Below are 23806 nucleotides of genomic sequence, written 5' to 3'. Positions count from 1 at the left end.
CCGCAAGGAGTAGCACCACCATGACCCACATCGGCATCCTCGGCGCCGGCCGTGTCGGCACCAACCTCGCCCACGCCCTGTCCGCGGCAGGGCATCACCTCACCCTCGGCCACCGCACACAGAGCGACGCGACGGCCGGGCCGACCGACGGACCGCGCATCCGCCACGCGGATCACCGCACCGCCGCACACACCGCGGACATCGTGATCAACGCGACTCCCGGCGACAGCTCACTGGAGCGCCTGTCGGCGCTACGGGACGAACTCGCAGGCAAGATCCTCATCGACGTCAGCAACGCCACGCAGGACGACGCCGACGGCCTGCCCGGCGCATTGCGCTACCCCGGTGGCAGCCTCGCCGAACAGCTCCAGGCCGCCCTGCCCGACACCCATGTCGTCAAGACCCTCAACACCATGCTGTTCACGGTCATGACCGCCCCGGGGGCCCTCAACACCCCTCCCACCGCCTATCTCTCCGGCGACGACGAAGCGGCGAAAAGGACCGTCACCGGCCTCTTGGGTGAACTGGGCTGGCGCCCCGAATGGATCGAGGACCTCGGCGACATCACCACGGCCCGCGCCACCGAAGCGATGATCCTCGTCGTCCCCCACGTCCTGCGCCGCAACGGCCTGGCCCCGTTCGCCGTCTCCCTGGCCCGCTGACCGCGCCGGCGGTCCCGGTCCCGCAAGATCCGTGGGACCGGGCGGGCGCCGCTGAGCCAGGTGCCCGGGTGAGCCCTTGACCGTCGCCTCCCGGTGCTGATTCGATCACTCGTATGGGCCTGCGAGTTGACCTCACGCGACGTCTTCACGTCGATCTCGTGCGTGTCGCCGGCGCCTGTTGTCGCCCGGCCTGACCGACCGCCCTTCTTCCGCTCCCGTTGGGATCGATGTCTTTCCGGCCGTCCGGTTCGCCGCTCACTGCGTGATCGCCCTCTTCTCCTTACTTCTCATCGCCGGGAGTTGTCATGTCCGTGCCTGTATCTGTGCCCGTGCCCGTTTCCGTGGCTGCGCCCCCGTCGCGGCGGCTCCGTCGTCGACGTACCCGACTGGCCCTCGCCGTCATGGCCGCCGTCTCACTCACCGCGACCGCAGTCGGGACCGCCCCTCCCGCCGGCGCCGCCACCGCGGAGTTTCTTCCGGCGCCGCCGCACAATCCGTACGCCGGACCGGACGGCACCGCGACGATGCACGGCGACACCGGATCCTCGGACCTGACCCCGCTGGCCGGTCCGGGCGCGGGCACCCTCACGGCGCGGCGCACCGCACTGGCGTCGGCTTGCCCGACCCTCCTCATCGGGTCGGACGGCTACCCGGTGGTGCTGTGCACACCGATCTTCGGCCAGGTCCCGACCGTGCACCTCCTCGACCCGAAGAGCGGCGCGTCCCTGGCCGAACTGGAGCTGACCAAGGGCTCGTTGCTCGGCGGCGTGTACGCCTACATCGACCAGTCGGACCGTCTCACCGTCATCGACGGCAGCCGCTCCCTGCTGCGAGTCGGCCATCACCGCACCGCGGCGGGCGGCTGGGAACTGACCGTCGACCAGAGCCTGTCCCTGGCTTCCGCGATCGCCGAGGACGACGCCGTCACCGGCCTCGCGCCGGACTGGCAGGGGCGGGTCTGGTTCGCCACCGGCGGTGGCACGGTGGGCACCGCGGACGACCGCACCGGCACCGTGCGGACGCTGTCACTGCCGGACGGGGAGCGTGTCTCCAACAGCATCTCCACCGCTCCCGCCGGAACGGCGGTCACCTCGACACACGCCACCTACCTGCTGACCGCGGGTCCGGACGGCACCCCGCTGATCAGCTGGCGCCGCGCCTACGACCGCGGACAGGCGCGCAAGCCCGGACAGTTGAGCTGGGGCAGCGGCTCCACTCCCACCTTCTTCGGGCCAGGGAACGGTACCGAGTACGTGACCATCGTCGACAACGCCGACACCACGGTCGGTCTCCAGGTGTACGAGACCGCCACCGGCGCGACGGTCTGCTCGGTGCCGGTCCTGCTGGCGGGAGGACCCGGCAGCGAGAACTCACCGATCGGCGCGGGCCGCAGTGTCTTCGTGGCCGCCACCTACGGCTATCCCTACCCGGCCGTGCCGGCCGACGCGGGTACGGCCGTGCCCGCGTCCGCCGCCTTCGAAGGCGGTCTGAGCCGGGTCGACGTACGCCCGGACGGATCGGGCTGCGACCTGGTGTGGGACAACGAACTGCGGTCGGCGGCGGTGCCCCGGCTCTCGACCGCCGACGGAAAGCTGCGCACGGTCCTACGCAACCCGGTCATCCCCGGCACCAGCACCACGAGCCTGCTCGACCCGTATGTGTACGCCGAGATCGATCCGGCCACGGGCAGGGTGACCCGGTCGAAGCAGGTGGGGATCGGATCGCTCTACGACAGTCTGCAGATGGCGGGGACCATCGGACCCGACGGAACCTACTACCAGGGCACGGTGACCGGCGTGGTCCGTGTGACAGCGGGCTGATCAGGGAGCGGGCGGCACGTAGGTGCCGGGGCCCGGTGAGCACCGGGCCCCGGCAGGCAGGAGAGGCGGGTCAGGCGGCGGGGACGTCGTCCTGGAACGTGGTGCCCGCGCTGCGGTACGCCGCCACCTTGGAGGCGACCTGCGCCGGTGTGAGGACCTGGTCCTTGACGTGCAGTACGTAGTCGACCTGTTCGTCGTACGCCCGTGGGGTGCTGCTGGTCAGCCCGCCGAAGTCGATCAGCCACTGGTTGAAGTTGATGGACATGGGCCGTTCCGGCAGGTACGCGGCGTCGTGGGTACCGAAGAGTTGGCCGTCGACGTAATACTTGATGCTGCTGTTGTCGATGGTCAGTACGAGGTCGTGCCAGCCGGTGTAACTCTGGCGGCTCTCGCTGTGCTGGTTGACCGCCACCCAGGGGTCGGCCTGGTAGGTCTCCCAGGACGTGGTGTAGAGGATGTCGGACGGCTCGCCCCAGCCGCCGTTGGGCAGATACTCGAAGTCGTACTCGGCGTAGTCGTCCGCCAGGGGTGCCTTGAGGTCGTTGATGGTGAAGAAGGTCTGGACGAGGTGGTCGCCGTCCGGCCCGGACCTGGGCGCGTCGCTGAACTTGACGCGGGCCGCGTAGGTGCCGTTCTTGAACTTCGTCGCCTTGGTGAGGATCTCGGTCTGCTCGGTGCTCGCTCCGGTGCCGGCGGTCGAGGTCTCCAGGTTCATGACGGAGTTGCCGCCGGTGGTGGCGAAGGTGATGTTCTCGGGGGCCCAGGTGGCACCGGAGACGCCGGGGCCACCGGAGTTGGCCCGTACGCTCCAGCCGTTCGCCGAGATCCTCGGGTCGGTGTGGCTGGTGTAGTTGAAGTCGTCGAACAGGGTGGCGCCGCCGGTCGGAGGGTCGGTGGGAGGGTCGGTGGGCGGGTTCGTCGGGTCGTTGCCCGCGGGGGCCTGGCCCCACAGGGTGGTGCCGGCGAGCTGGGCCGTGACCTTGGACCAGTTGGCGTACGACGTCTGGGAGGCGCCGAAGGAGTAGTCGTCGCTCTGGTTCAGCGGGGCCCAGGTCGACTGGTAGAAGCGCAGTTGCATGTCGCCGGTGTCGGCGCCGGGCGCGAGGGAGCCGGCCCCGGAGGTGAAGCCGATCTCCAGGTAACGGTCCGCCGTGGCGGTGGGGTTGGCGAGCGTGCCGAAGGTGCCGGTGACGTTGGCGCAGCCCTTGACGGCCCAGGAACAGGCGAAACGGTAGGTCGCGTTCGCCGAGTCGGCCTTGAAGTAGTAGCGGATCCTGACGTTTTGCAGGGCGATGCCGCTGGTGCCGGTGTTCGTCACCTTGAACCAGGGTTCCGCCTGATCGGCGTTGGCTCCGGAGGCGCTGGTCCGGTACTGGACACTCAGTCCGTCGGTGGCCGCGTTCGCGGGGGCGGGGAGCGCGGTGAGCGCGGCGGCGCCCATGCCGACGGCGAGGGCGGCGGCCGTTGTGGCGCGCAACCGGTTCGTTCTGGATCTCATCGTGGTTCCCTCCAGAAAGGTGGGGGTGATTCCCGGAATGGGATGCCGGAGCCGGCGGAGCTGCTGACCAACTGACCAGTGAAGACGACTGGTCAGCTTGCCAGTTGAGGTGAGGACGAAGGTGGCATAGACCAATTGGGACGTCAACCCCCGCTGCAGACGCGGACTTTGGCGTACCGGCGGCGAATATGTCGACGGTCTCTGGTGGTCTGCGGCTACACTCCGCTCGTCAAGGAGCGGCAACCATCGGTTGGCCACTGGTCAGGTGGTCAACCGGACAGCTGAGGACTCAGCGCGAGGGGGAACGCATGAAGGCCGACGCGCCCGGCGCGGTGCTCAAGCGCGAGCGGGTCCGTGACTTTCTCCTCGACCTGGTGGAGTCCCGCCGCCCCGGAGACGCCATCCCCTCCGAGCGCGCCCTGTGCACTCAGCTGGGGGTGTCCCGCCCGACCCTGCGCGCGGCGGCGGACGAACTCGTCGCGGCGGGCCTGGTGGTACGCGAACACGGGCGGGGCATGTTCGTGGCGCCGCAGAAGATCACCCAGGAACTCGTCTCCGCCGAGCAGTCCATGACCGTGCCGCAGGCCGCGGGCGCCTGGTCGAGCCGCCTGCTGGAGTTCACCACCATCCCGGCCGGCGCGCGCGTGGGCCGCAAGCTGCGGATCTCACCCGCCGCCGAGATCGTGTACGTCGCGCGGCTCCGGCTGGTCGACGGCGCCCCGATGGCCATCGAGCACCTGCACATCAAGGCCGATCTGGTGCCTGCCCTGTCCGCGGCGGAACTGGAGGCCGGCGACCTCTACGAGCACCTGCGCCGGCAGCACGGCGTCCACGTGAGGGAGGCCGTGCAGGCGATCGAGCCGACGGTCGTCACACGTGCCGAGGCGGAACTGCTCGACGTGCCCGAGCTGTCCCCGGCACTGCTCTTCGAGCGGCTCACCTCCGACACCGGGGGCCGGCCCGTCGAGTACGTCCACTCCCTGTACCGGGGTGACCGCTACCGGATCGTCTCCCGGCTCACCCTCGGCCCCGCGACCACCGCACCCCCCGACCGGCTCGGGCACCACCCTGGCATCCCCCCGGGCGACTTCGCCCACCGGGACGCCATCGCCTCCTCGACACGGGGGGACATCCAGGCGGGACACTGAGGCCGTACGGCCGCACGGCGGTGGCGGGAGCCGGCTACCGGGGCCGGTCCTCCGCTTCGCCGCGAGGTGGAGCCGGCCCGCCTCGTGGCGCGCTCCCCGCGGTGAGATGTTCGAGCACCTCGACCAGTTCCTGGCAGGCCCGTTCCACCGAGCGCCGGGTGTTGCGCTGCTCGGTGATCACGGCGGAGAGCAGCAGGGCCGTCAGGGCCATGGTGCCGTTGAAGGCCTGCAGTTTGATCATCACCTCGATCTGGTTCAGACCGGCGAAAGGGCCGACGCGCTCGGTGGCGGCGAGGGTGGCCACGACGGAGGTGAGGAGCGCGCAGAGCATGCTGCCGGCCAGCTGGAAGCGCAGCGCCGTCCAGATCAGCAGGGGGTAGACGAGGAACAGAATGCTGAGGCTGCTGTGGGTGACCAGCAGTACCGCGCCGCAGGTGATGAGGGCGAGTGCGGTGGCCTCCCGCCAGCGGAACAGGGGTGGGGGCCAGCGCGCCGCGTAGAGCACCAGGAGGAGCGGGGTGACGATCAGGACGCCCATCGCGTCGCCGACCCACCAGGCCAGCCACACCGCCCAGAAGCCGTGGCCATGGAGCCGGTCCGTGATCACGAGCATGCCGACGCCCACCGTGGCGCTGATCAGCATGCCGGTCAGGGCCCCGAGGAACACCAGGGCGAGGCCGTCGCGCAGCCGGCTCAGATCGGTGCGGAAGCCCACCGCGCGCAGCATGAGGCACGCGCAGACGGGCGCGGCCGTGTTGCCCGCCAGATTGCCGAGCACCTCGGGCCGCAGCGAGGTGAGGTGCATGATCACGAACAGGGAACCGAGTGCGATGCCGGGCCAGACGCGCAGCCCGAGGATCAGCAGGGCGGCCACCGCGATACCGGTCGGCGGCCAGATGGGGGTGAACACCGCCCCCTCGACGGTCAGGTTCCGCAGGAGTCCGAGGCGTCCAGCGGCGTAGTAGCAGGCGGCGACGGCGAGCGTCTGGAGGGCTAAGACGCCGGTCCAGTGCAGCTTGTCGGTACTCACCACACAAGCCATCAGACACCGAGGCCGCGGTTCCGGCGAGGCGGGAGCGTCGGCATGGCGCCCTACTGCCGAGCTTCGGTCCCCGCGTGGCCGATGACCAGTACGGCGGCGTCGTCCTCGTGTCCCACCTGGTCCGCGCCCCGGATCACGGCGGCGGCCAGCGAGCCGGCTTTGAGGCCCGCCACGGCGGCGATGCCGGCGAGTCGGACCACCTGGTCCAGGCCCTGGTCGACCGTCATGGACGGCCCCTCCACCACGCCGTCCGTGAGCAGGACGAGCACGCCGCCCGTGGTGAGCCGGTAACGGGTCACGGGGTACGTCGCGCCGGCCTGGATGCCCAGCGGCGGGCCGCCCTCGTCGCTGCCGATCCCGGACTTTCCGTCCGCCGTCGCCCAGACGCAGGGGATGTGCCCGGCCCGCGCGCTCTCCAGGAGGCCGGTGGACGGGTCGAGGCGGAGGAAGGTGCAGGTGGCGAAGAGATCGGCGCCCAGGGACAGGAGCAGGTCGTTCGTCCGGGCGAGGAGTTCACCGGGCTCGCTCGTCACGAAGGCGAGTGCGCGCAGACCGACACGGACCTGCCCCATGAAGGCGGCGGCCTCGATGTTGTGGCCCTGCACGTCCCCGATGCACAGCCCGATCCTGCCGTCGGGAAGGTGGAACGCGTCGTACCAGTCCCCGCCCACGTTGAGGCCGTGGTAGGCGGGTACGTAGCGTACGGCCAGCTGGTAGCCGGGGGCTGAGGGCATCTCCGTGGGCAGCATGCCGCGCTGCAGAGCGAGGGCCAGTTCGACCTGGGAGCGCTGCAGCTCCGCGTGCTCACGCGCCCGGGACGTCAGTGAGCCGAGCCTGGCCAGCAGCTCGTCGCCGTCGTACGTGGGGTCCTTGCGGGACATGGGTCGCTCCGAAGGATTTTTACCCTGCTCATCATTTTCGCCCGAAAGGACGCATATCAGATGATAGCGGCGCTGCTCGGGACACCGGCCCGGGAGCACGTTCGTGCTGGTCGGGCCATGCGGCGAGCGTGAGGAGCAGGGTGACGGCCGCCAGCAGCAGTTGGACCGCTCCCGCGTAGGGATGGGCCGTGCACAGGAAGATCACGGCGATCGCGAGCACGCCCAGGGTGAACCCGCCGAACCACAGGACGGGAGCCCAGTTCCTCGCGGGGTCCGCCCCGTCGCCGCGCACTGCCTCACGATTGGCCGCATCGACTCCAAGTCGTGGCCGAGCCGAGGCGTTGGACGTGCCGGGTCACGGTGTGGGGCGGGAGCCGTTCGCGGTGGGGTCGGACTCGGTGACGTTGTCCTTCGGGGCGCGGGGGCCCGCCTGGAGGCGTAGGCCCGCCAGGGTGAGGTCCAGGGCGGCGAGGAACTGCTCCCGGTCGTCGTGCTCGGCGAACTCGTCGGCGATCTCGTGGACGAACGGGAAGTCCGCGGCGTCGAGCGAGCGCCAGGTCTCGGCGTAGCGGCTGAGGTACTCCACGCGGTCCACGTCTCCGTCGAGCAGTTCCTGCGGGAGTTCCGCGCCCAGGTCGGCGGCTGTGCCGACGACGACGCCCGTGATCGCCGAGACGGCGTGGAAGCGCTGCCGCGGCGTGAGGTCGAGGCGCAGAGTCTGGCGGCCGAGCTTGTCGTACAGCCGTAGTGAGTGGCCCTGTACGTCGGTGTTGCGCATGAAGTAGGCCGCCAGCCACGGCCGGTCCATCATCGCGTCGAAGAGGACGACGGCCATCGCGCGCAGGTCGGCGATCGGGTCGTCGCTCTCCTGCAGTTCTTCGACGGCGGTCAGGATGCCGCCGACCGCGTGGTCGGTGGCGCGGTCGAACAGTTCGTCCTTGTTGGAGACGTACCAGTAGATGGTCCCCACGCCCGTGCCGAGCCGGGAGGCGAGGGCGCGGAAGGTGAGCGCCGACTGGCCCGCCTCGTCGAGCAGGGCCACGGCTGCGGTGAGGACGGCCTCCATGGAGTGCGAAGCACGTTGGCGTCCTCGGGGGGAGCTCTCGGCGGCGGTACGTGTTCGCGGGCGTGGCATGGCATCCATCCAATCACAGACTTGCGCTCTTATCGAACGACGTTCTACTGTCGAACGGCGTTCCAGTATCGAACCTTGTTCGTTAATCGAATCCTGTTCCTTCGCCCGGCGTCGTTCGACGGCGGGCGACGTTCCGAGGGGAGGCCGGCCATGACCGCGACCACCACCACCGAGTCCGCATCAACCCGTACCTACTCATCCCTGCGCGCGGCCTGGATCCCGCTGGCCGCGCTCTGTCTGGCCTTCTTCGTCGAGATGGTCGACAACACCCTGCTCTCGATCGCGTTGCCGACCATCGGCCGCGACCTCGGCGGCGGCACCACCGCACTGCAATGGGTCACCGGCGCCTACTCGCTCACCTTCGGCGGCCTGCTGCTGACCGCGGGATCGCTGGCCGACCGCTTCGGACGCCGACGCGTGCTGCTGATCGGCCTCGCCGTGTTCGGCGCGCTGAGCCTGTGCGTCATCGCCGTCGACTCCACCGGACAGCTCATAGCGCTGAGGGCCGGGCTCGGCATCGCCGCCGCGGCCATGGCGCCCATCACCAACTCGCTCGTCTTCCGGCTGTTCGACGACCAGGCGCTGCGGATGCGGGCGATGACCCTGATGATCGTCGTCGGCATGTCCGGGTTCGTGCTCGGCCCGCTGCTGGGCGGCACGGCACTGGCCCACGTCAGCTGGCAGTGGCTTCTGCTGATCAACGCGCCGATCGCCTTGATCGCCGGCATCGGAGTGCGGCTCGGGGTCGCCGCCGACCGTGCCGAGGACCTGACGGACGACCGACTCGACCTGCCGGGCGCCGTCCTGAGCGTCCTCGCCATCGGCCTGGCCTGCTACGCGCTGACCAGCGGCGTCGAACACGGCTGGCTCTCCACGGTCACGCTCGCGTCGGTCTTCGGGGCCGTGGCCGCCGGCATCGCGTTCGTCCGTCACGAGCGGCGCAGCGCGGCGCCCATGCTGGACCTCACCCTCTTCTCCAACGGGACCGTCCGCGGCGCGGCCATCGCCCAGATCGGAACGTCCATAGCGATGGCCGGCGTGATGTTCGGGCTGATCCTGCACTTCCAGTACGCCTACGGATGGAGCCCCGTGCGGGCCGGCTTGGCGAACCTTCCGATCATCGTGACCATGATCGTCGCGACCCCGCTGTCGGAGGGGCTCGCCAAGAGGTTCGGCCACCGAGTGGCCTGTCTGGTCGGCGCGGCCTGTCTGGCCGGCGCGCTCGCCGGGCTGGCCTGGGGCGTCGACCACGGGTACGCCGCCATCGCCGCCTCCATGGTCGTGCTGACCGTCGGGCTGCGCACCGTCATGACGATCTGCGCCATCGCCCTGGTCGACGCGATGCCGGCCAACCGCACCTCGATCGGCGCGGCCCTCAACGACACCGCCCAGGAGGTCGGCACCAGCGTCGGCACCGCCGCCGTCGGCACGCTGATCGCCGCGCTGGTCAGCACCCAGCTGCCCGCGGGCGTCTGGAGCAGTGACCTCGTGCGGTCCTTCTTCCACGGCGAACGGATCATCTACGGCGTGCTCGCCGTGGTCGTCGGCCTGATCGCGGCCGGCGGTGCCCTCACCCTGACCGACTCGCACACGGTGGAGGAGGCGGCCTGAGCCGTCCGGGTCATGTCTCGATGAGGCGGATCTTCCGGTGAATGTGATGTCCCAATGGGTCAGATGTCCCATTGGGACATCAGGGTGTACCGTTGAGGACATGACCGAGGACCGGCGACAGCGCAAGGCACGACAGACCAGGAACGCCATGGCCGTCGCCGCGGTCGACCTGATCCTGGAACGCGGCCTCGCGCACACCACCGTCGAGGCGATCGCCGAGCGCGCGGACGTCACCCGCCGCACCTTCAGCCGCCACTTCACCGGCAAGGAGGACGCGGCCCTCGACTTCGTGCGCGGCGACGGCGACCGCATCAACGCGCTGCTGCGGGACCGCCCCGCGACCGAGCCGCCCCTGCTGGCCTACCGGCGCGCCGTGCGCGCCTGGCTCGCCGACGAGGAGAACCCGGCCCACCATCTGCGCCCCAGGATGCGCGCACTGCTGGCACTGGTCGACCGCGAGCCCGCCCTGTTCGCCGCGTACGAACGGATCCGCGTCGACGCCCAGGAGGACTCGATCCGCATCCTCGCCGAGCGGCTCGGCACCGACGACCTGCGGGACCTGCGCCCCGCCGTCGTCGTCGACGCCGCCGCCGGCGTCCTCACGGCCGCGCTGCGCCTCTGGGCACGCCGCGCCGCCGATCCCGACTCGGGAGCCGCAGACCTCGCCGACCTGGTGGAACAGGCCTACGACGCCCTGATCTCGGAGGCCGCGTCCGCGGCCCCCGACAGCACTGCCGAAGAGTGAGAGCACCATGAGCACCACCGAACACGCGACCGAGACCACGTCCGACCAAGCCACCGAGTTCGCCGGGCGGACCGCCCTCGTCACCGGCGCCGCCTCCGGCATCGGCCTCGCGACCGCCCGCCGCCTCGGCGCCGGCGGAGCCAACGTCGTCATCGCCGACCACAACACCGAGGGCGCCGAGCAGGCGGCCGCCACACTGCGCGCCGAGGGCATCAAGGCCGCCGCGGTCGAACTCGACGTCACCCGCCCGGACTCCGTCGAGGCGGCCGTCGCCTTCGCCGTCGAGACCTACGGCGGCCTCGACCTGGCCGTGAACAACGCCGGCATCGGCGGCCCGAGCGCCCCGACGGGCACGTACGACATCGCCGCCTACGACCGCGTCGTACGCACCAACCTCGACGGCGTCTTCTACTCCCTGCGCTTCGAGCTCCCCGCCATCGAGTCCACCGGCCGTGGCGGTGCCGTCGTCAACGTGGCCTCCATCCTCGGCTCGGTCGGCTTCGCCGGCTCCTCCGCCTACGTGGCCGCCAAGCACGGCGTGGTCGGCCTGACCAAGGCCACCGCCGCCGAGTACGCCGCGAAGGGCATCCGCGTCAACGCGGTCGGCCCCGGCTTCATCGAGACCCCCCTGCTGCAGGGCATGGACCAGGCCGCCTACGACGGGCTCGTGGGCCTGCACCCGGCCGGCCGGCTGGGCCGCCCCGAGGAGGTCGCCGAACTCATCGTCTTCCTGCTGTCCGACCGCGCCTCCTTCGTGGCCGGCAGCTACCACCTGGTCGACGGCGCCTACACGGCCGTCTGAGCCGGACAGGAGCAACACCATGAAGGCACTTCAGTACCGCACCATCGGCGCGCCGCCCGAGGTGGTCACCGTCCCCGATCCCGAACCGGGCCCCGGCCAGGTCCTGTTGAAGGTCACCGCCGCCGGCGTGTGCCACTCCGACATCGCCGTGATGAACTGGCCCGCCGAAGGATTCCCCTACGACCTCCCGCTCACCCTCGGCCACGAGGGCGTCGGCACCGTCGCCGCGCTCGGCGCGGGCGTCAGCGGGGTGCGGGAGGGCGACTCGGTCGCCGTCTACGGACCCTGGGGCTGCGGGACCTGCGCCAAGTGCGCCGAGGGCAAGGAGAACTACTGTCTGCGCGCGGAAGCGCTGGGCATCCGCCCGCCGGGGCTCGGGGCGCCGGGCTCCATGGCGGAGTACCTGCTCGTGGACGACCCTCGCCACCTGGTGCCGCTCGACGGGCTCGACCCCGTCGCCGCGGTACCGCTGACCGACGCGGGGCTCACCCCGTACCACGCGATCAAGCGTTCGCTGCCCAAGCTGGTCCCCGGCTCGACCGCCGTGGTCATCGGCGCGGGCGGGCTCGGGCACGTCGCCATCCAGCTGCTGCGCGCGCTGACACCGGCCCGCGTGATCGCGCTCGACGTCGGCGAGGACAAGCTGCGCCTCGCCCGTGAGGTCGGCGCGCACGAGGCGGTGCTGTCGGACGCCGGGGCCGCGGACGCGGTGCGCGCGCTGACCGGCGGTCTGGGCGCGGAGGCGGTGTTCGACTTCGTCGGCGCCGAACCGACCGTGCGCACCGCGGGCGCGGTGGCCGCCGTCGAGGCCGACGTGACGATCGTGGGCATCGGCGGCGGGACGCTGCCCGTCGGGTTCGGGCATCTCCCCTTCGAGGTCTCGGTCACCGCGCCCTACTGGGGCAGCCGCGGCGAACTCATCGAGGTGCTCGGGCTGGCCCGGGCCGGCGCGGTGTCGGTGCACACCGAGACGTACTCGCTGGACGAGGCGCCGCTGGCCTATGAGCGGCTGCACGCCGGGAAGGTCAACGGGCGCGCGGTGATCCTGCCGCACGGCTGACGCCGACAGAGTGCGTGAAGGCGGTGGCGTGTGTACGTCATCGCCTTCACGTCGGCGTGTGGGTCCCGGTCAGCCGGGGCGTCGTCAGAACGGCGACAGGGTGAGGGTGAAGCCGGTCGGGTGGGTGTCCTGGATGTACGAGGCGAAGTCCGCCACGTCGTCGAAGGCGAAGCCGTAGGCCCTGCCGTCCTGGGTCGCCGCGTGCATCGCCCTCGCGTAGTGGTTGGTCAGCTCGGCCTGGTAGAAGGCGGCGGCGTCGGTCGCGGGCTGGGTGGCGTCGGTGAGCAGGGTCGAGCGGTTGAGGCCCGCGCCCAGGACGGCGGCGACGGGACCGGTGGTGCCGTCGTTGGGTGCGGCGAGGCTGCCGTCGCAGAAGAGGACGTCGCGGGTGGTGGGCTTGGCGAAGGACACGGAGGCCGGCCCGTCGAAGGTGAACCGCTCGCCGCGCACCCGGCCGGTGAAGGTACCGGCGTTGGTGGTGACGGTGAGGTCCTTGCCGGTGTAGGTGCTCCACACCTCGTCGATGTACGGGGCGAAGTAGTCGGCGGCGAAGAGGCCCGCGTCCAGACCGTGACCGGGGGCGATGACGCGGGTGTCGTCCACGACCAGCCGCGCGAAGTCCTCGATCTCCTTGACGGCGGCGAAGGCGGCGGCGCGCCCGCCGTCGCGCAGGGTGCCCGTCGTCTGGTCCTGGTCACCGGTGAGCCGGATGCTCATCGGCACGCTGAACATGTCGACCATCGTGGTGTTGCAGAACATGCCGGCCGCGTTGTACGTGAACTCGGCGCAGTCGTGCAGGACGCCGTAGTTCGGGTCGGAGGCGACCCATCCCGCCGGGTACTGCAAGGCCGCGTCGCCGTTGCCGTCGGTGACGGCCTTGAACTTGAGCTTGTCGCCGAGCGAGACATAGACACGGCCCGACATGTAGGGGAGGGACAGCGTTGTCTCGCCGCTGCTCGCCAGAGGCAGGGAGTAGTCGGTGTAACCGTCGGCCTGGTTGTCCGACAGGGAGACCGGGGCGAGGTTGCCGTCCGGAGTGAGCCGTACCTGTTTGCCGTCGAGGTTGCCGACGACGTACAGATGCACGGAGGTGTTGTCGAAGGCACCGCTGTTGTTGCGCACGGTCACCGGGAGCGCGTCACTCGCGGAGGCGCCGTCCTGGCTTGCGAGGGCATGTGGGGCGATGGTCGCGACCGCGGGGACGGCGACGGCCGCGCCGCCCAGGGCGAAGAGCATCTTGCGGCGGCTCAGGTTGCGTTGGTGACGGGGTGTCATGAGTGCTCCTTCGGGGCTCTGCAAAGGCGTTCAGCAGTCTGAGAGCGCTCTCAGGTGTGCGTCGGAGATCCCGTGGGCCAGGACAATACGCACGACCGCGCGATGTGCCAACCGGAACGCTGAGCCTCAAATCGCCCTGAGCTGCGGCTATTTGGAATCGAGGAGGAGCACGAAGAACGTTTAAGGCGCGTTTAAACCGCGCTTAATCTCGGGCGGCGGACCGGAGGTTCCTCACTCAGTCCGTCCGGCGAAGAAACCCGCAAGGGACGACGCGAGCGCCTCTGGAGCCTCTTCGGCCACGTCGTGCCCGGCGTCGATGCCGTGGCCCCGTACATCCGGTGCCCACTGCCGCCAGATCTTCAGCGGGTCCCCGTACAGGTCTTCGAGGTCGTCCCGGAGCGACCAGAGGATCAATGCCGGGCATTGGATCCGGTTTCCGGCCGCGCGGTCGTCCTCCTCGTGCCGCCGGTCGATGGTGAGACCGGCCCGGTAGTCCTCCAGCATCGCCCGCACCACATCGGGGTTTCTCATGGCCGCACGCCACTCGTCGTGATTCTCCTGCCCCATGATCTGAGGATCGCCGCGGTACCAGCTGTCCGGATCGGCGTTGATGACCCGCTCGGGGATGTCCGGCTGGGCGAAGAAGAACCAGTGCCACCACTGCGTGGCGAACTCGGCCGTGATGCGGGACAGGTGCTCGCTGAGGGGCAGACAGTCGATCAGCGCCACCTGCGAGACCGCGTCGGGGTGATCGAGGGCAAGACGTAGCGCGACACTGCCTCCGCGATCGTGCCCCGCGAGCGAGAACCGGGCATGGCCGAGGGAGCGCATCACCTCGACCACGTCACCGGCGACGGCCCGCTTGGAGTGCCCGGCGTGGTCCGCGGTGGGCGCCGGACCGGTGGAGCGGCCGTACCCGCGAAGATCGGGACAGACCACGGTGAAACCGCGGCGGACGAGGAGCGGGGCGACGCGATGCCAGGTCGCCGATGTCCTGGGGTGGCCGTGCAGCAGCACCACCGGCGGCCCTTCCCCGCCGTGGCGCACGAGAATGGATGCGTCGTCGACCTGAACCCGCCCGGTCTCAAAGCCCTCGAACAAGGCCCGAACCTCCCGCTCTCGTCGGCACACCGTCCACGCCCCGCGGGTTCCACCGACTCCGTCCGAGAAACCGAGTTCGGCGTCGGTCTCAGCGTGGGATCGTCGTCGTGGGCCGGGGCGGCAGGTCCTCCGGGAGCAGCAGGCGCAGGTCGTCGAGGCCGGGAGCGGGAAGCGTGCCGATGCGGCCCGCCTGGTTGGTCATCATGGCTTCCAGCAGTCGGCGGGCCGTGCGCGCGTTGCCGAAGGAGCGGTCGCGGGGGAGGGCGTCGATATGGGCCCTGAGGGCGTCGAGGGCCTCCGGCGAGCAGTCGTAGCCGTACCCCGAGGCGGAGCGGGCGAGGATGTCGAGCAGTTCCTGGGTGGTGTAGTTCTCGAACTCCACCGTCCGGGAGAAGCGTGAGGCCAGGCCCGGGTTGGAGGCCAGGAAACGGTCCATCTCGCGGGTGTAGCCGGCCGCGATGACGACGACCTCGTCGCGGTGGTCCTCCATCAGCTTCAGCAGGGTGTCGACCGCCTCCCGGCCGAAGTCGGAGGCGGCGCCCTCGGGTGTGAGGGTGTAGGCCTCGTCGACGAACAGCACGCCTCCCAGGGCGCGTTCGAAGGCCTCCTTGGTGAGCTGGGCGGTGTGGCCGACGTAGCGGCCGACCAGGTCGGCCCGTGCGACCTCGACGAGCTGGCCCTTGGGCAGGACTCCGAGGGAGCGCAGCAGGTCCGCGTAGAGGCGGGCGACCGTGGTCTTTCCGGTGCCGGGCGGGCCCGAGAAAATCAGATGGTGGCTGATTTTGGGGACGGGCAGTCCGGCGGCCTGGCGCTGCTTGGTGGCGGTGAGGAGGTTGACCAGAGCGGTCACCTCGTTCTTCACGGCGGTCAGGCCGACCATGGCGTGCAGTTCGGCGAGGAGTTCCTCGGCACCCGGTCCGCTCTCGCCGGCGGAACCGGCGTCCGCGGCCACGTCCTCGGGCAGCAGCAGACTCAGGTCGCTCTCCGCCGGGTTGGTCATGGCGCCCAGCCGGTGGGCCTGCCGGTCGACCATCTCCTCGAACACCTTGCGCGCCGCGCGTCCGTTGCCGAAGGTGGCATCGCGCGGCATCCGCTCGTAGAGGCGGCTCAACGCCTCCAGCGTCGCCGGGGCCAGTTCGTAGCGGTGCGCCGCGCACATGTTCTCGGTGATGGTCACCAGCTCGTCCACCGAGTAGTTGTCGAACTCGATGGTCCGGGTGAAGCGGGAGGCCAGGCCCGGGTTGGAGGCGAGGAAGGCGTCCATCTCGGAGGTGTAGCCGGCCGCGATGACGACCACGTCGTCGCGGTGGTCCTCCATCAGCTTCAGCAGGGTGTCGACGGCCTCCCGGCCGAAGTCGGCGCCGGATCCCTTGCTGTCGGACAGCAGCGTGTACGCCTCGTCGATGAACAGCACGCCGCCCAGGGCGTCGTTGAACGCCTCGGTGGTCTTGATGGCCGTGCCGCCGATGACCTGGGCGACGAGATCGGCGCGGGAGACCTCCACCAGATGTCCGGAGCGCAGCACGCCGAGGTCCGCCAGGATGCCTCCGTAGAGGCGGGCCACGGTGGTCTTGCCGGTGCCGGGCGGGCCGGAGAAGACCAGGTGGCGGCTCATCGAGGGGACGGGCATGCCGAGCTGGAGGCGTCGCTGGGCGAGCTGGTTGAGGTTCAGCAGGGTGTGCACCTGGTGCTTCACGTCGGCGAGTCCGACGAGTGACTCCAGTTGCTCCAGCGGTCCTCGGGGTTCCTTGGCGTGTTCGCCGCCGCCGGGCCCGGCCGCCGCGACGTCCGGGGGAAGGGTGTCGCCCCAGGCGTCCGGTGCGCCGTTGCCGGCGCTGCTGAGGTCGTGCACGCCGAGCTGTTCGTTGACCCGGGTCTGGCGCAGGCCCGCGCCGCGGTTGTCGCGCACGGTGCAGTCGGTGGTGGTCACCGGCTCGGAACTGTCGACGCGGATGCCGTCGCCGACGTTGCCGGTGAGCCGGCAGCCGGTCAGGGCGGCCCGGCCGCCGTTGGACACCAGCACGCCGTGGGCCCCGCACTCCGTGATCTGGGTGCGCAGCGCGGAGAGTTCGCCCCCGTTGTCCACGGCGAGGCCGGATCCCCCGGCGGACTCGACATGGCAGTCCCGCAGGGCGGCGATGCCCGCCGTGCCGACGGACACGGCGGCGTCGGCCGCCTCGCGCAGCACCGTGTCGCGGATCTCGGGCCGGCCGCCCGAGGCGATCCGCAGCGCGGCGCCCCCTGCCCGGTCGACCTCGCAGTGCTCCAGGCGTCCGCGCCCGTCCTCGACGACCTCCACGCCGTGTCCGCCCGGCGAGGTGATCCGGGCGCGGCGCAGCAGCGGATTGGCCGCGGTGCGGATCCGGATGCCGGCGCCGGCCGCGTCCGCTATCAGCAGGGAGTCGAACTCCGCCGCCGACTCCTCCTCCAGCAGCACGGCGCAGTCCTTGTCGGCGCAGTCACGCACCGAGGTGCCGGTGAGGGAGGGGGAACTGGAGCCGACGACGCGGATCGCGGGGGCCGCCGCGCTGTCGAACGAGCAGTCCCGGAACGAACCCCGGGAGCGTTCGGTGACGGCGAGCCCGCTGCCCTTGGTGCGTGCGGTGCGGCAGTTCAGGACCTCCGGGTCGGCGGCGGAGCCGAGCAGGATGCCGGGGCCGGAGGTGTCCGTGACGGTGACGTGTTCCAGGACGGGGCGGGAGCCGCTGGTGACATAGACGCCGATCGTGGTGTCGTGGACGTCGCTGCGCACGACGCGGGTGGCGCAGCGGCCTTCGAGGGCGATCGCGGGCTTGTCGGTGGCGGAGATGTCGCAGCCCTCCACCAGCCCCTGCGCCGAGCCGTTGGCGAGGACGCCGTTGGCGCGGGCGTCGCGGATCCGGCAGTCCCGCACGGTCGTGTCGGCCTCCTCGCTGATGACGACGCCGGAGGTGCCGAGGTTCTCGAGGAGGGAGTCGGCGACGATGCTGCCGGTGGAGGCGGTGTCCACGACTCCGGCGCCGTCCGGGTTGCTGATCCGGCAGCCGCGGATGGCCAGCGAACCGGACTCCCTGGCCAGCACGGCCGTCCAGCCGGAGCCGATGACGGTGCAGCCGTCCATGGCGACCTGGCCGCGTGGGGCGTCGACGACGGGCAGGTCCTCGCTGCCGCCCCGCAGCGTCAGGTCGGTGAGCAGGACGGCGTCGGCGACCAGGAGGACGGCGGTGCCCCGGCGGGGACAGATCTCGGCGCTGCCCGGCTCGCCGTCGGCGACGATCGTGACGCGGGTCCTGACGGTCAGGTTCTCGTCGTAGCGGCCCGGAGCCACGCGGATCACCGCGCCCGTGCGTGCCTTCGCCAGGGCGTCGCCGATCTTCTGGAAGCTGTCCGATCGGCCTGGGCAGACCCTGAGCAACTGCCGTGACACGCTGTGATCCTCCTTGTGGTGATGCGCCCGCCGGTACCGCTCCGCCCCATCGGGGCGCGGTCGTACGGTGGTGCGCACGCGGTGAACGCTACGGGACACCGGCTGTCAACTTCCAGGACAGCCAGGGGAGATGGCGCAGGACACCGGCGCGGTGCGGGGTGCACGGCGTGCCTAGGATGTGCGCCATGCGTGCTGTTCGAATCCACCGTCCGCAGACCGCCGGGGCCGCTTCGGCGGTCGTCGCCGTGCTGCTGGCGGCCGTCGGGGCCGCTCCCGCGGCGGCCGATTCCGTGGAACTTCCCGCCGTACGGACCTCGTTGGGCTCGGACGAGCCCTGTGCGACGGCCTCGACCCAGCGGGTGGAGACGGAGCCGTGGGCGCTGACCTCGCTCGGCGCGCGCCGGGCGCTGACCCTCTCGGAGGGGGCCGGTGCGACCGTGGCGGTCGTGGACACGGGTGTGAGCGAGAAGGCGTCCGGACTGTCGGGCCGGGTGACGGCGCTCGGTGACGCGGGCAACGACTGTGTCGGGCACGGCACCTTCGCGGCGGGGCTGATCGCGGCGGCACCTGACGGGGACCGTGCGACGGGACCGGCGGGGCTGGCGCCCCGGGCCCGGATCCTGGCCGTACGGGGCACGGACGAGCGGGGTGACGTTACCGCTCAGCGGCTCGCGGACGCGATCCGCCAGGCGGCCGACGAAGGGGCCGAGGTCATCTACGTCGGCCGGGCGCTGGCCGACGGCAAGGCGGTCCTGTCCGCCGCGGTGGCCTACGCGGGCAAGAAGGACGCCCTGGTGGTGGCGCCGCTCGCGCCCGATGCCCTGGCCAAGGACCGGTCCGGGCAGGTGGCGAAGCCCGAGCCCTGGTACTGGCCCGCCGCGGCGCCGGGAGTGCTGGCGGTGACCGACTTCGGGCCCGACGGCAAGCGGCCCGAGAACGCCCCGGTGGTCTCCGGGGCGGACCTGGCGGCGCCGGGTGACGGCGTGGTCGGCATCGGCCCGGCGGGCGAGGGGCACTACATCGGCTCGGGCGCGTCCCTCGCCGCGGCGCATGTCGCGGGAGCGGCGGCCCAAGTCAGGGCGCGTTACCCGGAGCTGTCCGCGGCCGAGGTGTCCCGGCGGCTGACGGAGGCCGCCTACCCGGCCGCCCCGCCCCGCCTCGACCCCTACGCCGCGCTGACCACCGTGCTGCCGGAGACCTCCGGCACCATGCCGAGCCCCGAGGCGGCCGTGGTCCCGCAGGCCGCCTCGGTCGAGCCCCGCAACCGCGCCCTGGTGGTGGCCGCGGGCAGCGCGGGCCTGGTGGCGCTGGTGGTCGCGGCGGCGCTGGTGGTCCCGCGTGGCCGTGCGCGCGGCTGGCGTGCGGGGGAGAACTGAGCGTTCCAGTGCCGGCCGCCTGCTGAGCCCCGGCGCGCCGGGACAGCCGCCGAGCGGTGTCGCATGTGGTGCGAACCCGGTGGCCAACGGGGCCAGTTGGTGGCCTGGGCGCCCTTCTGGCTTCGGCCGCGACGGCGTGCGCCGTCGGTGCCCGGGTCCCGCGGGCGGGGTGTCTGCCCGCGGGGAGTGGGTGGGTTCACGCATCCGCGCGGACCCGGTCGAGCAGTGCCGTCTGGAGCTGGGTCGACTTGCGGCGGGTCACCCGGGTCGCGCGGCCCGGCGGCAGGTTGCGGCCCTTGAGGCTGCCGATGATGAACCCTTCCGACGGCGGGCACGAGAGCAGCAGGGTGGGGGAGTTGACCTCCTGGAGGCGGCGCAGCAGGGCTTCGTTCAGGCCGCGTCCGGCGCCCGCCGCCGAGCGGGAGACGATCAGGTGCAGGCCGACCTCCCAGCCCAGGGCGAGGTGATTGAGCAGGGGGTCGAAGGGGGCGTTCATGGGCCCGGCGCCCAGCAGGTCGTAGTCGTCGACCAGGATGAACAGCCGTGGACCCTTCCACCAGTCGCACTTGCGCATGCGGGACGGTGTGATCTCCGGGCCCGGCAGACGGGTGGTGACCGCCCGGGCGGCGCCCGAGATCATGTCCTTGAGGGCGTCCATGGAGACCGCGTGGCCCAGGCGGTACTCGTCCGGGATCGCCTCGACCAGTTCGCGGCGGTAGTCGACGACGAGGATGCGTGCCTCGGCGGGGGTGTAGCGGTCCATGACGGCCTTGGCGGCCATCCGCAGCATGTTGGTCTTGCCGCTCTCGGTGTCCCCGACGACGATCATGTGCGGGGTCTCGGTGAAGTCGTGCCAGACGGTGGAGAGTTCCTCCTCCTCCAGACCGATCGGCATGCGGAAGCCGCCTTCGGGGCCGGTCGCCTGCGCGGGGGCCGGCAGGTCGGCGTAGGGCAGCTTGGTCGGCAGCATGCGGACCGGCGGGGCGGGCGGGCCCTGCCAGCTCTCCTTGACCGCCGCCACCAGGTCGGCGACGCCTTCGGTCAGGTCGTCGGCCGACTCGGTGCCGTCGATGCGGGGGAGCGCGGTGAGGTAGTGCAGCTTGGTGTCGCGGGTCAGGCCGCGCCCCGGCAGCCGGGGCACGGTCGCGGCGCGCCGCATGTCGATCTCGGAGTCCATCGGGTCGCCCATCCGCAGCTCCAGATGGGTGGCGGCCTGGTCGCGGATCGAGGACGTCAGTTCCACCCAGCGGGCGGTGGTGACGATCAGGTGGATGCCGTAGTTGAGGCCGCGTGCGGCGATCGCGCCGAAGGTCTGGATGTGCCGGTCGAAGTCCTGGCGGACCGTGGACCAGCCGTCGATGACCAGGAACACGTCGCCGTGGCGCTCGTCCGGGAACTCGCCGGCCGCGCGGCGGCGCCGGAAGGTGGCCATGGAGTCGATGCCGTGGTCGAGGAAGAACCGTTCGCGGGCCGCGAGCAGGGAGGTGACCTCGGCGATCGTACGGCTGACGCGCTCGGTCTCCAGGCGGGCCGCGACGCCGCTCATGTGGGGTAGTCCGGCCAGCCCCGACAGGGTGCCGCCGCCGAAGTCCAGGCAGTAGAACTGCACTTCGCGGGGGGTGTGGGTGAGGGCGAGCGCGGTGAGGATCGTGCGGACCATGGTGCTCTTGCCGCTCTGCGGACCGCCGGCGACGGCGATGTGTCCGCCCGCCCCCGACAGGTCGAGGGTCAGCAGGTCGCGGAGCTGGTCGAAGGGCCGGTCGACGATGCCGATGGGGATGGTGAGGCGGCCCTGTCCGGTCCGGCCGGCTGCGGTGAGACCCAGTTCGGGATCGGGGGTGAGCGGCGGCAGCACCTGGTCGAGCGTGGTGGGCCGGTCCAGCGGCGGCAGCCACACCTGGTGTGCCGCGGGGCCGGCGTCGCGCAGGCGTGCCACGGCGACGGACAGCAGTGTCTCGCCGTTCTCGTCGAGCTCGGGCTCCGGGTCGGGGTCCGGTGCGAGGGGCAGTTGCCGGGGCATGACGTACGTCGTCGTCCACGGCACGGTCTGGCTGGTGACGCGGGCCTGGTGGGCGAGCCCGCGCCGCTCCTGGTAGGGGCCGGAGACGTACGCGGCACGGAAGCGGGTCAGGGCCTCCACGCCGGACTTGAGGAAGCCGCTGCCCGGTGCGGGCGGCAACTGGTAGGCGTCCGGGACGCCCAAGACACCGCGGCTCTCCATCGCGGAGAACGTGCGCAGGCCGATCCGGTAGGAGAGATGGCTCTCCAGCTGGTGCATCCGGCCCTCGTCGAGGCGCTGCGAGGCGAGCAGCAGATGGACCCCGAGCGAGCGTCCGAGCCGTCCGATCATGACGAAGAGTTCCATGAACTCCCGGTGAGCGGCGAGCAGTTCGCTGAACTCGTCGACGACGACGAACAGGCTGGGCAGGGGCTCCAGCGGGACGCCGGAGGCGCGGGCCTTCTCGTAGTCAAGGGCCGAGGTGTAGTTGCCGGCGGAGCGCAGCAGCTCCTGGCGGCGCATCAGCTCACCGTGCAGGGCGTCCTGCATACGGGAGACCAGGGCCGCCTCGCCCGCCAGGTTGGTGATCACGGCGGAGGTGTGCGGCAGTTCGTCCAGGCCGAGGAAGGTGGCGCCGCCCTTGAAGTCGACGAGGACGAAGTTGAGGGTCTCGGAGGAGTTGGTGAGGGCGAGTGCGAGGACGAGGGTGCGCAGCAGTTCGCTCTTGCCGGAGCCGGTGGCGCCGATGAGCATGCCGTGCGGTCCTGTGCCGCCCTGCGCGGACTCCTTGATGTCGAGTTCCACGGGCTGTCCGTCGGCGCCGACGGCGACGGGGACCCGCAGGCGCGCGGTGCCGGTGTGCTGCTGCCACAGGGCGGTCGGATCATGCCGGTACAGGTCGGGGATGCCCAGCAGGGTGGTCAGTTCGACGTTGGTGGACAGCGGTTCGGCGGCGTCGGGGCCGGTTCCCATGCCCATGCGGTAGGGCGCGAGGCGACGGGCCAGGGCGGTAGCGCCCGTAATACCGAAGACGTCGGGTCGGCCGAGCACGGTGGTCTGTTCCTTGCGGTCCCGGTCGGTGCGCACCAGGGCGAAGGAGTCGTCGGACACCTCGAAGCGGAGCGTGACGCGTCCTGGCCGCCAGCTGAGGGCGCCGGAGAGGTCGAGCACGACGGTGTTGCGGTAGCCGGGGCCGTCGAGCCGGTGGCCGCTCGGGACGGTGCCGCCGTCGATCACGATGACGGTGAAGGGCTCCTCCCGGCCGGGGACGGCGTCCGGGTCGAAGGCGGGCCGCTCCTGGAACTCCGCGCCGATGAGGTCCTCCAGCTCACCCAGGGCGGAGACGGTCATGCGGACCGGACCGGCGCCGTCGCTGTCGTGCGGATGCAGGGCGTGCGGGAGCCACTTGGTCCACTCCCAGTCCGCGCGCCGCTCGTCCGCGACGCAGAACGCCAGCCACAGGTCGTCCGGCGAGTGGAAGGTGACCAGTTGGGCGAGGAGGGCGCGGGTGAGGGCACGTATCCGCTCCTCCTCGCCGCGGAACAGCACCCGGGCCCAGGCCCGCAGGTAGATGGCGATCGGCTGGTCCGGCACGGTCGCGTAGGCGCGGATGAAGCTGCGCAGCGCGTGGGCGCTGAGCGGTTCCAGGTCCTCGACGGGACTGGTGGAGACAGGTGTGAGTTTCAGGCCAAGTTTCTGGTCACCGACGGCAACCCGGATCTCGCCGAAGTCCTCGTCGCGAGGTCGGCGTTCCCACAGCCGGGTGGTGCCCACCATCGACGACAGGGCCGCGGGTTCCGGGTGGCGCCAGGACAGCGCGCGCTGCTGGTCGGCCACGGCACCGCGCACTTTGCGCCGAATCTGGCCGAGGTAACGCAGATAGTCACGCCGTTCGCCCTTGAGGCGCTGCTTGCGTTCGCTGCTGCGCCGCATCGCCTGCCCGACGATCATCGCGGCGGCGGCCACCACCATCACGCCCAGGGCCAGGTAGATGAACCCGCCGCTGCCTCGGGTGGCACCGGGCCGCATGAACATGAACATCATCGAGACGGACATCAGGGCCATGGGGAGGTAGGTCCAGATGGCGGAGGAGTCCGGCACCACCTCGGGCAGGGGCGGTGGTTCCTGGAGGCTGAGTTCCCCGTCGGGCATCTCAGGGCCTCGGCGCCGGGCCGGGCGTCGGAACAGGACCACACTCAAGAGCCGTCTCCTTGTGGGACAGGGGAGGAGGGTGGGGCAGGACGCA

At 71.3% G+C, this 23806-nt stretch carries 18 protein-coding genes; 9 read left to right on the top strand and 9 right to left on the bottom strand.

Annotated elements, in window-relative coordinates; all coding sequences use genetic code 11:
• The first annotated feature begins 20 nt into the window (after positions 1–20).
• From OG885_RS02755 to OG885_RS02745, 3 genes are all read left to right on the top strand, one after another.
• Positions 21–662 (top strand): NADPH-dependent F420 reductase, encoded by a 642-nt coding sequence (locus tag OG885_RS02755; protein ID WP_405725335.1) that lies wholly within the window; start codon positions 21–23, stop codon positions 660–662.
• Positions 663–775: 113 nt separating this feature from the next.
• Positions 776–856, top strand: a complete 81-nt coding sequence (locus OG885_RS02750) for a putative leader peptide (RefSeq protein WP_405742557.1) — start codon at positions 776–778, stop codon at positions 854–856.
• A 207-nt stretch (positions 857–1063) separates the two neighbouring features.
• Positions 1064–2482, top strand: coding sequence for a hypothetical protein (locus tag OG885_RS02745; RefSeq protein WP_405725332.1), 1419 nt, complete (start codon positions 1064–1066; stop codon positions 2480–2482).
• Between the two features lie 70 nt (positions 2483–2552).
• Here OG885_RS02745 and OG885_RS02740 read toward each other — a convergent pair whose 3' ends face one another.
• A complete protein-coding gene (locus OG885_RS02740; protein WP_405725329.1) occupies positions 2553–3980 on the bottom strand; it encodes a cellulose binding domain-containing protein in 1428 nt (475 codons plus the stop codon).
• 308 nt (positions 3981–4288) lie between these two features.
• Between OG885_RS02740 and OG885_RS02735 the strand changes: the two genes are divergently transcribed.
• Positions 4289–5128, top strand: a complete 840-nt coding sequence (locus OG885_RS02735) for a GntR family transcriptional regulator (protein WP_405725326.1) — start codon at positions 4289–4291, stop codon at positions 5126–5128.
• Positions 5129–5162: 34 nt separating this feature from the next.
• Here the strand turns inward: OG885_RS02735 and OG885_RS02730 are convergent, their stop codons facing one another.
• The 4 genes from OG885_RS02730 to OG885_RS02715 all read right to left on the bottom strand — a co-directional run bounded on the left by OG885_RS02730 (position 5163) and on the right by OG885_RS02715 (position 8117).
• Positions 5163–6170 (bottom strand): MASE1 domain-containing protein, encoded by a 1008-nt coding sequence (locus OG885_RS02730; protein WP_405725323.1) that lies wholly within the window; start codon positions 6168–6170, stop codon positions 5163–5165.
• Between the two features lie 50 nt (positions 6171–6220).
• Positions 6221–7051, bottom strand: coding sequence for a PP2C family protein-serine/threonine phosphatase (locus tag OG885_RS02725; protein WP_405725320.1), 831 nt, complete (start codon positions 7049–7051; stop codon positions 6221–6223).
• Between the two features lie 31 nt (positions 7052–7082).
• A complete protein-coding gene (locus OG885_RS02720; protein ID WP_405725317.1) occupies positions 7083–7343 on the bottom strand; it encodes a hypothetical protein in 261 nt (86 codons plus the stop codon).
• 63 nt (positions 7344–7406) lie between these two features.
• Positions 7407–8117 (bottom strand): TetR/AcrR family transcriptional regulator, encoded by a 711-nt coding sequence (locus OG885_RS02715; RefSeq protein WP_405725314.1) that lies wholly within the window; start codon positions 8115–8117, stop codon positions 7407–7409.
• 219 nt (positions 8118–8336) lie between these two features.
• On the opposite strand from OG885_RS02715, the gene OG885_RS02710 reads away from it, so the two are divergent.
• The 4 genes from OG885_RS02710 to OG885_RS02695 all read left to right on the top strand — a co-directional run bounded on the left by OG885_RS02710 (position 8337) and on the right by OG885_RS02695 (position 12404).
• Positions 8337–9797, top strand: coding sequence for an MFS transporter (locus OG885_RS02710; RefSeq protein WP_405725311.1), 1461 nt, complete (start codon positions 8337–8339; stop codon positions 9795–9797).
• Between the two features lie 100 nt (positions 9798–9897).
• Complete coding sequence (locus OG885_RS02705) at positions 9898–10542, top strand: TetR/AcrR family transcriptional regulator (RefSeq protein WP_405725308.1); 645 nt, start codon at positions 9898–9900, stop codon at positions 10540–10542.
• Between the two features lie 7 nt (positions 10543–10549).
• On the top strand, positions 10550–11344 hold the full coding sequence (locus OG885_RS02700) for an SDR family NAD(P)-dependent oxidoreductase (RefSeq protein WP_405725305.1): 795 nt from the start codon (positions 10550–10552) through the stop codon (positions 11342–11344).
• A 19-nt stretch (positions 11345–11363) separates the two neighbouring features.
• Positions 11364–12404 carry an NAD(P)-dependent alcohol dehydrogenase gene (locus OG885_RS02695; protein WP_405725302.1) on the top strand — a complete coding sequence of 347 codons (1041 nt, stop codon included), beginning with the start codon at positions 11364–11366 and terminating at the stop codon, positions 12402–12404.
• Positions 12405–12488: 84 nt separating this feature from the next.
• Here the strand turns inward: OG885_RS02695 and OG885_RS02690 are convergent, their stop codons facing one another.
• From OG885_RS02690 to OG885_RS02680, 3 genes are all read right to left on the bottom strand, one after another.
• The gene (locus OG885_RS02690) at positions 12489–13679 is read right to left on the bottom strand and encodes a beta-1,3-glucanase family protein (protein ID WP_405725299.1); all 1191 of its coding nucleotides are present in this window, start codon (positions 13677–13679) and stop codon (positions 12489–12491) included.
• A 231-nt stretch (positions 13680–13910) separates the two neighbouring features.
• Positions 13911–14780 (bottom strand): alpha/beta fold hydrolase, encoded by an 870-nt coding sequence (locus OG885_RS02685; RefSeq protein ID WP_405725296.1) that lies wholly within the window; start codon positions 14778–14780, stop codon positions 13911–13913.
• 88 nt (positions 14781–14868) lie between these two features.
• Positions 14869–18186: a right-handed parallel beta-helix repeat-containing protein gene (locus OG885_RS02680; RefSeq protein ID WP_405725293.1), complete on the bottom strand. Its 3318-nt coding sequence runs from the start codon at positions 18184–18186 to the stop codon at positions 14869–14871.
• Positions 18187–18362: 176 nt separating this feature from the next.
• Between OG885_RS02680 and OG885_RS02675 the strand changes: the two genes are divergently transcribed.
• A complete protein-coding gene (locus OG885_RS02675; RefSeq protein WP_405742555.1) occupies positions 18363–19562 on the top strand; it encodes a S8 family serine peptidase in 1200 nt (399 codons plus the stop codon).
• A 196-nt stretch (positions 19563–19758) separates the two neighbouring features.
• On the opposite strand, the gene eccCa is transcribed toward OG885_RS02675, so the two are convergent.
• A complete protein-coding gene (eccCa, locus tag OG885_RS02670; protein WP_405742553.1) occupies positions 19759–23754 on the bottom strand; it encodes a type VII secretion protein EccCa in 3996 nt (1331 codons plus the stop codon).
• Positions 23755–23806 lie beyond the last annotated feature (52 nt).

This window comes from Streptomyces sp. NBC_00028 (assembly GCF_045041065.1).
GTDB lineage: Bacteria > Actinomycetota > Actinomycetes > Streptomycetales > Streptomycetaceae > Streptomyces.
Note: the sequence above shows the minus strand (reverse complement) of the source record. Positions and strands in the feature narration are given on the sequence as shown.